This is a genomic window from Flagellimonas sp., from assembly GCF_965233845.1.
Taxonomy (GTDB): Bacteria; Bacteroidota; Bacteroidia; order Flavobacteriales; family Flavobacteriaceae; genus Flagellimonas.
Map to the genome: position 1 here is coordinate 3,770,992 of NZ_OZ247584.1, position 13,834 is coordinate 3,784,825.

Annotated in this window: 13 protein-coding genes; 9 read left to right on the forward strand and 4 right to left on the reverse strand. The window is 42.6% G+C overall.

The features are described from left to right. The gene (locus tag ACO6S0_RS16790; RefSeq protein ID WP_422349462.1) at positions 1-756 is read right to left on the reverse strand and encodes a sulfite exporter TauE/SafE family protein; all 756 of its coding nucleotides are present in this window, start codon (positions 754-756) and stop codon (positions 1-3) included. 75 nt (positions 757-831) lie between these two features. Between ACO6S0_RS16790 and ACO6S0_RS16795 the strand changes: the two genes are divergently transcribed. Together ACO6S0_RS16795 and ACO6S0_RS16800 are read left to right on the forward strand one after the other, a co-directional pair. Continuing rightward, positions 832-2,640, forward strand: coding sequence for a sodium:solute symporter family protein (locus tag ACO6S0_RS16795; RefSeq protein WP_422349463.1), 1,809 nt, complete (start codon positions 832-834; stop codon positions 2,638-2,640). Positions 2,641-2,646: 6 nt separating this feature from the next. Continuing rightward, positions 2,647-3,735 (forward strand): acyltransferase family protein, encoded by a 1,089-nt coding sequence (locus ACO6S0_RS16800; RefSeq protein ID WP_422349464.1) that lies wholly within the window; start codon positions 2,647-2,649, stop codon positions 3,733-3,735. A gap of 72 nt (positions 3,736-3,807) precedes the next feature. On the opposite strand, the gene ACO6S0_RS16805 is transcribed toward ACO6S0_RS16800, so the two are convergent. Then, entirely contained in the window at positions 3,808-4,398 is a 591-nt protein-coding gene (locus ACO6S0_RS16805) for a riboflavin synthase (protein WP_422349465.1), read from the reverse strand. A gap of 58 nt (positions 4,399-4,456) precedes the next feature. On the opposite strand from ACO6S0_RS16805, the gene pdxA reads away from it, so the two are divergent. From pdxA to ACO6S0_RS16840, 7 genes are all read left to right on the forward strand, one after another. Next, a complete protein-coding gene (gene pdxA / locus ACO6S0_RS16810; protein WP_422349466.1) occupies positions 4,457-5,509 on the forward strand; it encodes a 4-hydroxythreonine-4-phosphate dehydrogenase PdxA in 1,053 nt (350 codons plus the stop codon). A 109-nt stretch (positions 5,510-5,618) separates the two neighbouring features. After that, positions 5,619-6,152: a YceD family protein gene (locus tag ACO6S0_RS16815; RefSeq protein WP_422349467.1), complete on the forward strand. Its 534-nt coding sequence runs from the start codon at positions 5,619-5,621 to the stop codon at positions 6,150-6,152. An 8-nt stretch (positions 6,153-6,160) separates the two neighbouring features. After that, on the forward strand, positions 6,161-6,361 hold the full coding sequence (gene rpmF / locus ACO6S0_RS16820) for a 50S ribosomal protein L32 (protein ID WP_138837132.1): 201 nt from the start codon (positions 6,161-6,163) through the stop codon (positions 6,359-6,361). 174 nt (positions 6,362-6,535) lie between these two features. Beyond that, positions 6,536-7,531, forward strand: a complete 996-nt coding sequence (locus tag ACO6S0_RS16825) for a beta-ketoacyl-ACP synthase III (protein WP_422349468.1) — start codon at positions 6,536-6,538, stop codon at positions 7,529-7,531. A 27-nt stretch (positions 7,532-7,558) separates the two neighbouring features. Then, entirely contained in the window at positions 7,559-8,050 is a 492-nt protein-coding gene (gene accB / locus ACO6S0_RS16830; RefSeq protein ID WP_422349469.1) for an acetyl-CoA carboxylase biotin carboxyl carrier protein, read from the forward strand. Between the two features lie 80 nt (positions 8,051-8,130). Beyond that, positions 8,131-9,483: an acetyl-CoA carboxylase biotin carboxylase subunit gene (gene accC / locus ACO6S0_RS16835; RefSeq protein WP_420401289.1), complete on the forward strand. Its 1,353-nt coding sequence runs from the start codon at positions 8,131-8,133 to the stop codon at positions 9,481-9,483. Between the two features lie 127 nt (positions 9,484-9,610). Then, complete coding sequence (locus tag ACO6S0_RS16840; protein WP_422351843.1) at positions 9,611-10,726, forward strand: NAD(P)/FAD-dependent oxidoreductase; 1,116 nt, start codon at positions 9,611-9,613, stop codon at positions 10,724-10,726. A gap of 141 nt (positions 10,727-10,867) precedes the next feature. Here the strand turns inward: ACO6S0_RS16840 and ACO6S0_RS16845 are convergent, their stop codons facing one another. Both ACO6S0_RS16845 and ACO6S0_RS16850 read right to left on the reverse strand, forming a co-directional pair. Then, complete coding sequence (locus ACO6S0_RS16845) at positions 10,868-11,530, reverse strand: ABC transporter ATP-binding protein (RefSeq protein WP_422349470.1); 663 nt, start codon at positions 11,528-11,530, stop codon at positions 10,868-10,870. 20 nt (positions 11,531-11,550) lie between these two features. Beyond that, positions 11,551-13,806 (reverse strand): ABC transporter permease, encoded by a 2,256-nt coding sequence (locus ACO6S0_RS16850; protein ID WP_422349471.1) that lies wholly within the window; start codon positions 13,804-13,806, stop codon positions 11,551-11,553. Positions 13,807-13,834: the final 28 nt, after the last annotated feature.

Genomic DNA, 13,834 nt, shown 5'->3' on the forward strand with positions numbered 1-13,834 from the left:
CTATCTGATCAGCATAACTACAGCACCAATCCCGGTAACAATCAAAATAAAACGTTTGTAGTTTTTGTCATTGATTCTTTTTACCACCAAGACCCCGGTAATGAGCCCTAGTGCAATAGCCGGCACCAACTTTATGTCTATAAGTATGGTTTCCCAAGTGATGGTTTTCCAAACAAAAATATGAAAGGGAAGTTTAAAGAGATTGGTGATGAAAAACAGCCAGGCAGCTGTTCCAACAAATTCGTTTTTTGGAAGTCGCATGGCCAGAAAAAATATGTTGGTAAAGGCCCCTGCCAGATTCCCTATCATCGTACAAATTCCCGCCATAATTCCTATAGGTCCCGCAAACAACCAATGTGTTGGTATTTGGCTCGATTTACGTTTGTCCCACCAAATCAAGAGTCCCAAACTGATAAAAATGACGATGACCATTCCCAGTTTAAATTCTTCTTCCGGCAAGTCCTTCCCAAGTACGGCCCCAATCAAAATTCCAGAAAGCATCCAAGGCAAGAACTTTACAATGTACTTCCATTGGGTGTGCCTATTGTAATAAATGACCGCAAAAATATCTCCTACTATCAGTAAGGGGATAATCAATCCCGTGGACATCCGTGCTCCAAACGCTAGTGCAAACAAAGTCACGTTAAAAGTGGCAAGTCCCTTGAGCCCTGCTTTAGATGTTCCCATAAGGAAAGTGGCACTAAAAGCTAGGCTCCAAGCCATTAAAGAAGGCTCCAATGTTGTCGATAGGGTCAAAGTTGATGTTTAGCGAACAATGGGCAAAGGTATCCCAAAAAATCATACCTTTAGTGGTTAACCAACTTTAACCAAATGGACATACAAACATTAGATTATTTCATAATCTTCGGATTTTTCGCAATTGTACTTTTCATAGGTGTGTACGTTTCCAAAAAATCTGGGAAAAACTCATCAGAATACTTTTTATCGGGTCGGAGCATGCCTTGGTGGCTTCTGGGAATGTCAATGGTGGCTACCACTTTTTCAACAGACACACCCAATTTGGTGACCGACTTTGTCCGGGACACAGGGGTTTCCGGCAACTGGGGTTGGTGGTGCTTTTTGCTCACAGGTATGTTGACGGTTTTTGTTTATGCCAAACTATGGCGTAAATCAAATGTCAAAACGGATCTTGAGTTTTATGAGCTGCGATATGGAGGAAAGCCTGCTAGCTTTTTGCGAAAATTTAGAGCCATTTATCTCGGATTGATATTCAATGTGATCACCATGTCGGCGGTAACCCTGGCAGCTATAAAGATTGGTGGGGTTATGTTGGATTTGGAGCCTTGGGTAACGGTGGTTGGTGCAGGATTGATTACCGTTGTTTTTAGTGCGCTTGGTGGATTTAAGGGGGTTGTTTATAGCGATTTCCTCCTGTTTTTTGTCGCCATGGTTGGTGCTATCGGTGCGGCCTTTTATCTTGTGAACCTTCCAGAAGTGGGAGGAGTCAGTGCCATGATGTCCAATGACTTGGTAAAGTCCAAAATGGATATCCTGCCTGAACTTAGCGATACCAAAATGGTAATTACCTTGTTGGTTATTCCACTGGCAGTGCAATGGTGGAGTTCCTGGTATCCTGGCGGGGAACCCGGCGGGGGTGGATATATTGCGCAACGTATGTTGGCGGCTAAAAATGAAAATCATGCCATTGGTGCTACCTTCTTTTTCAATATCATGCATTATGCGCTAAGACCTTGGCCGTGGATTTTGGTAGCCCTGGCCTCCCTGGTAGTATATCCAGACATCGCCAGTATTGCTGAGGCCTTTCCAAACGTGAGTGAAGATAAACTGGGTCATGATTTGGCGTATTCAGCTATGCTGACCAAGTTGCCCAGCGGGCTTTTAGGTCTGGTTTTGGCCTCCTTGGTAGCCGCTTATATGAGTACCATTTCTACCCAATTGAATTGGGGATCATCCTATATCGTTTTTGATTTTTACAAGAAACAAATCAATCCAGACGCTACTGAAAAACAAATGGTAAACGTAGGCCGTTTGTCCACCGTAATATTGATGGTGTTAAGCGCTTTTTTGGCCTTGGCCATGCAAAACGCCATGCAGATTTTTGATATGCTTTTGCTTTTTGGGGCAGGAACGGGGCTCATTTTTATCCTTAGATGGTTCTGGTGGCGAATTAATGCCTGGACGGAGATTTCGGCCATGTTCGCATCAGGAATCTTGTCCATCCTTTTGAAAGTGACCCCATTGGGTCCCATGTTGTTTGCCACAGATGGTGGTGTTTTTCCTGATTGGGGAGAAATTCCATTTGTAATGATCGTTACCAGTATCATCTGGTTAACGGCCACCTTTGTAACACAACCGGAATCCAAAGAAGTCCTGCAATCCTTCTACAAAAAAATACAGCCAGGAGGCCCTGGTTGGAGTAAGGTGGTTGAGGAAGCAAAAGATTCAGGAATTGAGATTGACAAGGGAGAAAAGTGGACCGTGCCTTCAGGAATAGGCGCCATGCTGCTTGGGGTAGTTTTGATTTACTCCCTAATGTTCTCTACAGGACATTGGATCTATGGCAAAACCACTTCCGCAATGATCATGTCCGTCATCGCATTGGTTTCTGGACTCTTGCTTATTCGAGTCTGGAATAAAATGAAAGATAACATATTATAAGACGGTATGAAGAACAGGATTCTGGCAGTAGATATTTTTAGAGGTTTGACCATTGTCTTGATGATTCTGGTGAACACTCCTGGAACTTGGTCCAATGTATATGCCCCTCTTTTGCATGCTAAATGGCATGGATATACCCCAACGGACCTGGTATTCCCATTTTTCCTGTTTATTGTGGGAACCTCAATTGTGTTCGCCTATAAAAACAAAAAGGCGGAAGCCGCTACGTATAAAAAGATTACCATTAGAAGTCTTAAGCTTATTGGATTGGGATTGTTCCTTGGCGCTTTTACCATAAGTTTTCCTTTTATCAAGGAATTTGCAGCTATCCGTTTTCCAGGCGTGCTCCAACGTATTGGGGTTGTTTTCTTTTTTGCTGCCATCCTGTTTTTAAATCTTGATTGGAAAAAACTTATTGGGCTTTCGGTTGCCCTGCTGTTGGGATACTGGGCCCTGATGACCCTTGTTCCAGTTGAAGGTGTTGCTTCTAGCTTGGAAAGGGCTCCCAACAATTTTGCCAACTATTTGGATGTGCAAATTTTTGGCACCCATAATTACAAACCGGACTATGACCCTGAGGGATTATTGAGTACCATTCCTGCCATTGTAAGTTCGTTGTTGGGAATTTTTACGGGTTTGATCTTGACTTCAAAAAGGGAGGGCAAAACCAAACTCATGTTGATTTTAGGTGCCGCATTGGTAGTTTTGGGACACCTTTGGGATCTTTCCTTTCCTATCAACAAAGCCCTTTGGACCAGTAGTTTTGTACTAGTAACCGCAGGTTGGGCCAATTTGTTTTTGGCTCTGATTTATTTCCTGACCGATGTAAAGAAAATCCAGTTTGGTAGTATTTTCAGATATGCGGGCGCAAACGCAATTGTCGTTTACTTTTTATCCAGCTTTATCACCAAGTTGTTTTATTTGATCAAGGTGGATGGCGAAAACTCTATTCATGGGTGGTTGTTCAACACCGTCTTTGTGCATGATTTCATGTCCATGAAATTCTCGTCCATGCTGTACGGTCTTGCCGTGGTTTCCTTCTACTGCCTATTGGCCTATGTAATGTATAAAAGGAAAATCTTTATTAAGGTCTAGATTTAAGAATCGAAATCTTTAATGGCTCCACTAATAGATGGTGGACTTAGTGTTCTGTCTCTTGTCTTGAGTCTAGCGTCTTACCTCTAACAGACGAGCCACATACTTTCCAATCACATCAAACTCCAGGTTAACTTTGGTTCCTTTTTTATAGGCATTAAATCTGGTATGCTCGTGGGTGTAGGGAATAATGGCCACGCTAAAGCTGTCCTTTTTTGAATCGACAACGGTTAAACTCACTCCATCAACCGTAATGGATCCTTTTTCAATGGTAACATTATTCAAACCGGAATCGTATTGAAAGGTAAATATCCAGCTTCCGTCTTTTTCTTCGGATGCCAAGCACGTGGCCGTTTGGTCCACATGGCCTTGCACAATATGTCCGTCCAATCGGGCACCTAATACCATGGCCCTTTCAAGATTCACCTGATCCCCAACCTTTAGTTCCCCCAAATTGGTCTTGTTCAGGGTTTCCTCAATGGCGGTTACCGTATAGGCATTCCCTTCTTTTTTGACCACGGTAAGACACACTCCATTATGGGCCACACTTTGGTCAATTTTTAGTTCTGGTGTTATTTTGGAGGATATTGTAATATTCAAATTATTGCCCTCGCTTTCCAACTTTTCTACCCTTCCCAAGGTCTCAATAATACCTGTAAACATGAATCTTTTTAATTGAGTAGTTTTGTAGCGTAAATGTAGCCATAACGGCATAAATTATATGAAGGAAAAGGGAAAAATAAAACTTGGAATCTCCATAGGGGATTTAAACGGGATTGGCTGTGAGGTAGCCTTAATGACATTTTTGGATCCCCGTATGATGGATTTTTGCACCCCTGTAATCTTTGCCTCCAACAAGACCATTTCCCAACAAAAAAACGAATTGGGATTGAATGTCGGTTTCAACGGGGTTAGGGATGCTTCCCAAGTAATTGAGGGGAAAATCAATATCGTAAATGTGTGGAAGGAAGTTCCCAAAATTGAGTTTGGAAAGGCAACTGAAGAAGGGGGCAAATATGCAATCAAGTCCCTTCGGGCCGCCGTGCAAGCCCTAAAGACCGATAAAATTGATGTGCTGGTCACAGCGCCCATCAACAAAAATAACATCCAAGCTGAAGATTTTAAGTTTCCCGGCCATACCGATTTTCTGGCCCAAGAGTTAAATGGGGAGAGCCTGATGTTCATGGTGGCAGATTCGTTACGCGTTGGATTGTTAACGGACCATATCGCCGTTAAGGATGTTGCCGAGGCCATAACCCCAAAGTTGATCAGGGACAAGGTTTCTACCATGGTCAATTCCCTTAAAATGGATTTCGGAATCAGAAAACCTAAGATTGCGTTGCTTGGAATCAATCCGCATAGTGGCGACAATGGGACCATAGGGGAGGAAGACGATAAAATTCTTAAACCTGCGGTGCAGGAACTGTTCAACAAAGGAATCTTGGTTTACGGACCCTATTCGGCGGACAGCTTTTTTGGCTCCAACACCCACCAAAATTTCGATGCCGTGTTGGCCGCTTACCATGATCAAGGGCTTATTCCATTTAAAACACTTTCCTTTGGCAAAGGGGTGAACTACACCGCAGGACTGTCCAAGGTGCGTACTTCCCCAGATCATGGAACCGCCTATGAAATTGCTGGGAAGGGAGAAGCAGATCAGAGTTCTTTCAAAGAAGCCGTGTTTACCGCCATACAGGTTTTGAGGAATAGGGAGGAGTATTTAACGCTCAATAAAAACCCCCTGCAAAAACAAAAGACAAAAAAGGCAAGTTAAAATTTACAGAACAAGGCCACAAATATGGTTTTGGAATTGTAGATTTATAAATAAGTAGTATCTTTGCCCCCGCCTTTATAGGGCTGGTACACAAACCTTAAGTGTATATATGATGGAGCTAAAGGAGTTTTTTATTCCTTTTTCAGGATTGAAGTTGGGTAAGCACACGTTTGAGTACAAAATTGACAATACGTTCTTTGAATCTTTTGAATACCAAGAATTTAATGATGCCGCAATAGCACTTACCGCCATATTGGACAAGATGAACAATATGATGGAGTTGGAACTGGAAGCGGAAGGAACAGTTAATGTGGATTGTGATTTAACAGGCGAACCTTTTGATTTGCCCATTGCATCGCATTTAAAACTGGTCATCAAATTTGGGGAGGAGTACAATAATGAGAACGATGAAATATTGATTATTCCCCACGGTGAGTACCGTATCAACATAGCCCAATATGTATATGAAATGTTGGTTTTGGCGGTACCTCCCAAACGCGTTCATCCCGGAGTTGCAGATGGGTCATTGAAATCAGAAATCTTGGACAAGCTGGAAGAGCTCCAGCCAAAAGAAATCAAGGAAGAATCAGATAAAACAGATCCCAGATGGGACGACTTAAAGAAGTTATTAACGGATAAATAGGTTACATAATGGCACATCCTAAAAGAAAAATATCAAAAACCAGAAGGGACAAGAGAAGAACCCACTATAAGGCCACTGCCCCTACCATTGCAAAAGATTCTGTAACAGGAGAAATGCACCTGTACCACAGAGCGCACTGGCATGAAGGTAAATTGTATTACCGTGGTCAAGTGTTGATTGACAAAACCGAAGAGGAAACTGCTGCCTAATGGCAGATTTCTTACAAAGAAACTACGACTCCCGTTGATGTACAGCGGGAGTTTTTTTATGGACCGCACTTAAATCCAAAAAAACCCTTTTTTGCCTAAAAAGTCATATAAAATGACTATTTTTCACAGCTTTTGGGTCAAATTTGGACGTTTTTGACAAAAAAAGACACTAATATGAAGAAAACTACGGCAGCTATTACAGCTGTGGGGGCGTATGTTCCGGAGTTTGTATTGTCCAACAAGGTGTTGGAAACCATGGTGGACACCAATGATGAATGGATTACTACCAGAACAGGAATCAAAGAACGTAGAATCTTAAAAGAGGAGAACCAAGGCACATCCTTCATGGCCATTAAGGCCGCTGAAGATTTAATTGCAAAACGCGGGCTGGATCCATTGGAAATTGATTTTGTGTTAGTGGCTACAGCCACCCCTGACCTCCCCGTTGCAGCAACAGCCGCTTATGTAGCATCCGAAATTGGGGCTACCAATGCATTCTCCTATGACCTGCAAGCTGCATGCTCCAGTTTTTTATATGGTATGTCAACCGCCTCTAGTTATATAGAGTCTGGCAAATACAAGAAAGTACTATTGATCGGGGCAGATAAAATGTCCTCCATTATAGATTATACGGACCGCACCACATGTATCATTTTTGGTGATGGTGCAGGGGCCGTACTTTTTGAGGCCAATGACGAAGGTTTGGGGCTACAGGATGAACATTTGCGTACTGATGGTGTAGGGCGTCAGTTTTTGAAAATTGAGGCAGGTGGGTCCATACTTCCAGCTTCCGAAGAAACGGTGCGGAACAAACAGCACTTTGTCAATCAAGATGGGAAATCGGTTTTTAAGTTTGCTGTGTCCAACATGGCCGACGTTTCTGCCTTGGTTATGGAACGCAACGGACTTACCCATGAAGATGTAAACTGGTTGGTGCCGCATCAAGCCAACAAAAGAATTATAGATGCCACGGCCAAACGAATGGGCTTGGAGCACGACAAAGTAATGATCAACATACATAAATACGGAAATACCACTTCGGCAACGCTACCCTTGTTGTTGCACGATTATGAAAAGCAACTTAAGAAAGGCGACAATTTGATTTTCGCTGCTTTCGGGGGTGGTTTTACCTGGGGGGCCATTTATCTAAAATGGGCGTACAATTCATAAATTGCACAACTAACTAAATCATATTCCATGGACATTAAGGAAATTCAAAGTTTAATCAAGTTCGTAGCCAAATCTGGTGCCAGCGAGGTAAAGCTGGAGATGGAAGACGTTAAAATTACCATCCGAACAGGTAGCACAACCGCTACTCCAGAGACCACCATTGTTCAACAAATTCCAATGGCACAGGCTCCAGCAGTACCTGTTGCTCCTGCTCCTGCAGCGCCTGAAGCATCCGCTCCTGCAGCCAGTTCTCCGGAACCTGCAGTGGATGATTCAAAATACATCACCATCAAATCTCCTATCATAGGAACCTTTTATAGAAAACCTGCTCCGGATAAACCAGCATTTGTTGAGGTAGGTAGCTCCATTAGCCAAGGAGATGTTCTTTGTGTTATTGAAGCCATGAAACTCTTCAACGACATTGAATCCGAAGTCTCCGGTAAAATTGTGAAGGTATTGGTGGAAGATTCCTCACCAGTTGAATTTGATCAGCCTTTGTTTTTGGTTGACCCATCTTAATTTAAATCACAATACCCAAGCTCCAAATACCAATAAACGTTTTGGAATTTGGAATTTGAGCGTTGAAAATTCAAGGTATTATGTTTAAAAAGGTATTGATTGCAAATAGGGGAGAAATCGCCCTTCGAATTATTCGAACTTGCAAAGAAATGGGAATCAAGACCGTAGCGGTTTATTCCAAGGCGGATGAGGAAAGTCTTCACGTGAGATTTGCGGACGAAGCTGTTTGTATAGGACCCGCGCCAAGTCATGAATCATATCTGAAAATTCCCAATATTATAGCGGCTGCGGAAATCACCAATGCCGATGCCATTCACCCTGGATATGGCTTCCTTTCTGAAAACTCCAAATTCTCCAAGATTTGTGCTGAGCACGAGATTAAGTTCATAGGGGCGTCAGGTGAACAAATTGACAAAATGGGTGATAAGGCAACCGCCAAAGAGACCATGAAAAAGGCAGGTGTACCTTGCGTCCCAGGGTCTGACGGTTTGTTGAAAGATGTGGATGATGCTAAAAAGACGGCCAAGAAAATGGGTTATCCTGTTATGATCAAGGCCACTGCCGGTGGAGGTGGTAAAGGAATGCGCGCCATTTGGTCCGAAGATGAGATGGAGAGCAACTTTGAAAGTGCTGTTCAAGAAGCCACTGCTGCTTTTGGCAATGGCGGCATGTACATGGAAAAGCTTATTGAAGAGCCTCGACATATTGAAATTCAGGTTGTGGGTGATCAATTTGGAAAAGCCTGCCACTTATCGGAGCGTGACTGTTCCGTACAGCGCAGGCACCAGAAGTTAACGGAGGAAACCCCATCGCCATTTATGACAGATTCCCTCAGGGAAGCTATGGGAGCAGCTGCTGTCAAGGCCGCTGAATTTATCAAGTATGAAGGCGCAGGAACTGTGGAATTTTTGGTGGACAAACACCGAAATTTCTATTTCATGGAGATGAACACCCGTATTCAAGTGGAGCATCCCATTACGGAACAAGTGGTGGATTACGATTTGATTCGAGAGCAGATTTTAGTAGCTGGAGGTGTACCAATTTCAGGTAAGAACTACTTGCCAAAATTACATTCCATTGAGTGCAGGATCAATGCGGAAGACCCTTATAACGACTTTAGGCCATCCCCAGGTAAAATAACCACCTTGCATACCCCAGGAGGCCACGGAATACGTTTGGACACCCATGTATATAGCGGATATATGATTCCGCCGAACTACGATTCCATGATCGCCAAGTTGATTACCACGGCCCAGACTAGGGAGGAGGCCATCAACAAAATGCGAAGAGCTTTGGACGAGTTTGTAATCGAAGGTGTGAAAACCACCATTCCATTCCATAGACAGCTTATGGAACATCCAGATTACTTGGCGGGTAATTATACCACCAAGTTCATGGAAGACTTTGAAATGGATCCAAAATATCAAGATTAAACCCAACCCCGATGTACATCGGGGTTTTTTATTAATATCAAGGGATAGTGTTTTTTAGATTAACTCTGGGAAGCATATAAAATTGATTCGAGAAAATTTGTGAAATTCGTGTCAAACAGTAATGGGCGTGCAACTTAGTTATTGGGAACATAAAACATGGTTTTCTAAAGTAGACTTTACCATTGTGGGAAGTGGTATAGTGGGCCTTAACTGTGCCTTGCATTTGAGGGAAAAATATCCGCAAAGTAAAATTTTGGTGTTGGAAAAAGGGAGCCTTCCTCAAGGAGCCAGCACCAAGAACGCCGGATTTGCCTGTTTCGGAAGCATCTCCGAAATCCTGTCAGACCTAAAATCACATACAGAGGAGGAAGTGTTTACCCTGGTTCAAAGACGCTACCAGGGCATCCAATTAATGCGAAAGCTTTTAGGGGATGACAATATAGGTTTTCAACAACAAGGAGGGCATGAACTCTTTCTGGACAGGGATTCCGCCTTGTTTGAACAATGCCTGAAAGAAATGGAGAACTTGAACAAGCTGCTTAATCCCATTTTTGGACAAGATCCCTTTGTGAAAAATGACAATCTTTTTGGTTTTGGACAGATTCAATCCAATTACATTACGCAGCAGTTTGAAGGACAGCTGGACACGGGTCAAATGATGAAGACCCTACTTCAAAAATGCCTAAAAAAGAGCATTCATATTCTCAACGGAATCACCGTTAAAGAGTTATCTGATTCAGGGACTTCCGCAATGGTGGGAACAAGTCATTTTGAGTTTAAAAGCAAAAAAGTGCTTGTGGCCACCAATGGGTTTGCCTCAAAACTGCTTCCAACCGAAAACGTGGTTCCTGCCCGGGCACAGGTATTGATCACGGCCCCAATCAAAAACCTAAAAATCAAGGGCACCTTCCATTTTGATCAGGGATATTATTACTTCAGGAACATAGATGACCGAATTTTGTTCGGGGGTGGCAGAAACTTGGATTTAAAAACTGAGGAAACTTCCAGTTTTGGTCAAACCAAACTGGTTCAAGACCATCTTGAAAAATTATTGAACACCGTTATACTGCCCCATCAACAAGTTGAAATCGCCCAAAGATGGAGTGGAATCATGGGTGTTGGAAAACAGAAATCGCCCATAGTCAAACAGCTCTCGAACAACATAAGTTGTGGTGTCCGTTTAGGTGGTATGGGAGTTGCATTGGGAACTCTGGTAGGAAAAGAGCTAGCGGAACTGGTATAGGTCTCATGTTTTTACCAAGGTTAATTTATAAGTCACAGCTTGACACGAATTTCTCGAATTTGCTCGAAGAGTTTAAAACAAGATTGTTGTTGTTTTCCGTGCTTTACCAGATAGATAAGTGTATTCTGCCAGCTTCTACTTTCAAATCATTCTTCCATCTAACAAATTGATGATCCTGGAGCCATAGGCCGCATTTTTCTCGGAATGTGTCACCTGAATGATGGTAACCCCTTCCTCATTCAACTGTTTGAACAAATCCATGATTTCTTCCCCTTGTTTGGAATTTAGGTTTCCCGTAGGCTCATCTGCTAGAATCAATTTAGGATTGGAAATCAAAGCCCTGGCTATCCCCACCAATTGTTGTTGACCTCCACTCAGTTGGGCAGGAAACAAATCCTTTTTACCAACAATATTAAATCGGTCCAACATATCCGCAACCTTGGCCTTACGTTCGGCCCCTTTTAATTTTTTGTACAGTAAAGGCATTTCCAGATTTTCCTGAACAGTAAGGTCATCCAACAAATGGTACTGTTGGAAAACGAACCCAATATATTCCTTGTATAGGTTGGCCCTGTGCTTCTCCTTAAGGCTATGCACCGACTCGTCCAAAAAATGGTACTCCCCTTCTTGAAACCCGTCCAACATTCCGATAACGTTGAGCAAAGTGGACTTCCCTGAGCCAGAAGGACCCATCACAGAAATAAATTCCCCTTCCCGTACTTCAAGGTTAATGTCCTTCAACAGAAAGATACGTTGGCCTCCAGAGTTGACCCATTTGAATATGTTGTTTAGTTGTAATAACATGATTTTATCTTTAGTAATTCTTATTCATCCCTAAGTGCCTCAACAGGGTTGACCGCCGCCGTTTTTATACTTTGCCAGCTAACAGTCAATAAGGCTATGCATAGCGCTGCCAATCCACTCAGGGCAAAAACCCACCAGCTGAGTGTTGTTTTGTATGCAAATCCCTGCAGCCAATTTTGCAGTGCATACCACGATATGGGTACGGCTAAAACAAATGCCACGCCCACCCATTTGATATAATCCTTGTTCAACATGGACAGAATTTGCGTAATTGATGCGCCGTTCACTTTCCTGATTCCCACTTCTTTTCTTCGTTGCTGCATATAAAAAACAGACATTGCCACTATCCCCATTACGGAAATAATAAATGATAATAGGGTAAAATATCCAATGATCTTGCCTGTTCGTTCTTCTTTGAGGTACCAATTGTTGATGGTTTCATCCACAAACTTGACTTCAAATGGAGTTTTGTTCAACAGACCATCGTATGTGGACTTTATCTCCTCCAAGGTTTTAAACATTCCCTTCCCATTAATCCGGACAAAGATGTTTTGGGGGTAAAAGGACTCCCCCAAATGCCTAAGCATTAATGGCCCTATATTCTCGCGCAGATGATTGAAATTAAAGTTGTTGGTAACTCCAATAATGGGGACAGTCAATTGCTCCATCTTGAAGGACACTGGATCATCCGTAATTTCCAATGCACTGATTGCGGCCTCATTGAGATACACTCCATTTTCCGCTTTTGCGACCTGGGTAGGGGTCATTTTAATATTGAAAACATTGAAAAAAGAAGAATCAATAGCGAATTCTTGAAAACTCATGGGCTTTCCATTGTAATCAAAAGTCTGATTGCTGCCTCCATCCAGAGGGCTTTGCCAGGTCAGCGAAACATCTTCAACCCCAGGAATGTTGAGCAGGGCATTTTTAATGGTCGTCTTTTCGTTCATCGTCCCTAAATATTCAATTTGTACGATGTTGTCTTTGGAGAATCCCAACTCCTTGCTGCGCAAGAAATTGGTTTGCTTGACGATGATCCAACTACAGATCAGCAGACCAATGGTAACGGTATATTGAAAAGTGATGAACACTTTGCCATAAACTGTTTTGGCTTTTTTCCTTAGTTGGCCCCGTACAACTTCAATGGGTCTAAAACTTGATATTTTGAGTGCCGGGATAATACCAGAAAATGCCCCAATAAGTCCAAAAACAGATACGATTTTGAGCAGATTCCAAAAACCAATTTTGGCATCCAGGTCAATTTGGGTGTTTAAAAGGGAATTGAAAACCGGTTCCACCAATTTCAATAAAAACAAAGAAAGTATTAGAGCAACGCCAGTGAGGAGCATAGATTCCCTAACAAATTGAAGCAGCAAACTTCCTTTGGAGCTTCCCAACAGTTTTTTAATGGCCACTTCCTTCCCCCTAAACGTTGCCTGGGCTATGGTAAGGTTGATGTAGTTGCCGATGGCCAATATCAGGATGAGCAAAACAATAATGGACAAAACAACTACCAAGGTTTTGCTGTTGCTTTGGGTCCCGTTGCCTTCTTTAGAGCTAAAGTAAAGCTCTTGGAGTGGGGTAAAAACCAGGGAGTGTGCCCAACCATCCTTATAAAGCCAATACTCCTTTTTGAACCTTTCCAAGATTTCTGGCGCTTTGGCTGGAAGGTTAGTGTTGGGTTTTGCCAAAAAATACATGCTCACGGAAGCAAATCCGTATTCTTCCAAAATGTTCTCAAATCCCCATAGCGTTTTGAATGCCTTGAAGTTAACAATGGCATCTTGGGGTTTAAAGTGTGTGTTCTTTGGAAAGTCGTCCATGATTCCAGTAACCATAAACTTGTGCTCTGTGTTAATGGAAACCTGCTTATCAACAACATCAAGGGTTCCAAAAAGTCGCAACGCCAAAGACTTGGACAAGACAATACTATTGGGGGTCTGCAGTACCTCTTTGGGTCTTCCTTTTATTAAGGGAAAGGAGAACATCTCAAAAAAAGAGGCATCAACTCCTAAATAATCAAACTTCATTTTTTGGCTATCCGTAGTGGAAATTCTGGCATCGCTGTCAAGAACCCTGGTAAAACTTTCAATTTCGGGAACACTGTTTTTCAGGTCTTGGGCAATGGGAGGTGAAAAATCAACCGCTTCATTCTCCATTCTATAAATGCGGTCTTTATTGACATGAAATTGATCCACGGCCAACTCCTCTTGAATATAGATGCTCAGAAGCAAAACAAAGGTCATGGAAATGGCAAAACCAAGTACGGTTACCATCCCATATAGTTTATTCTTCAGAAGATGT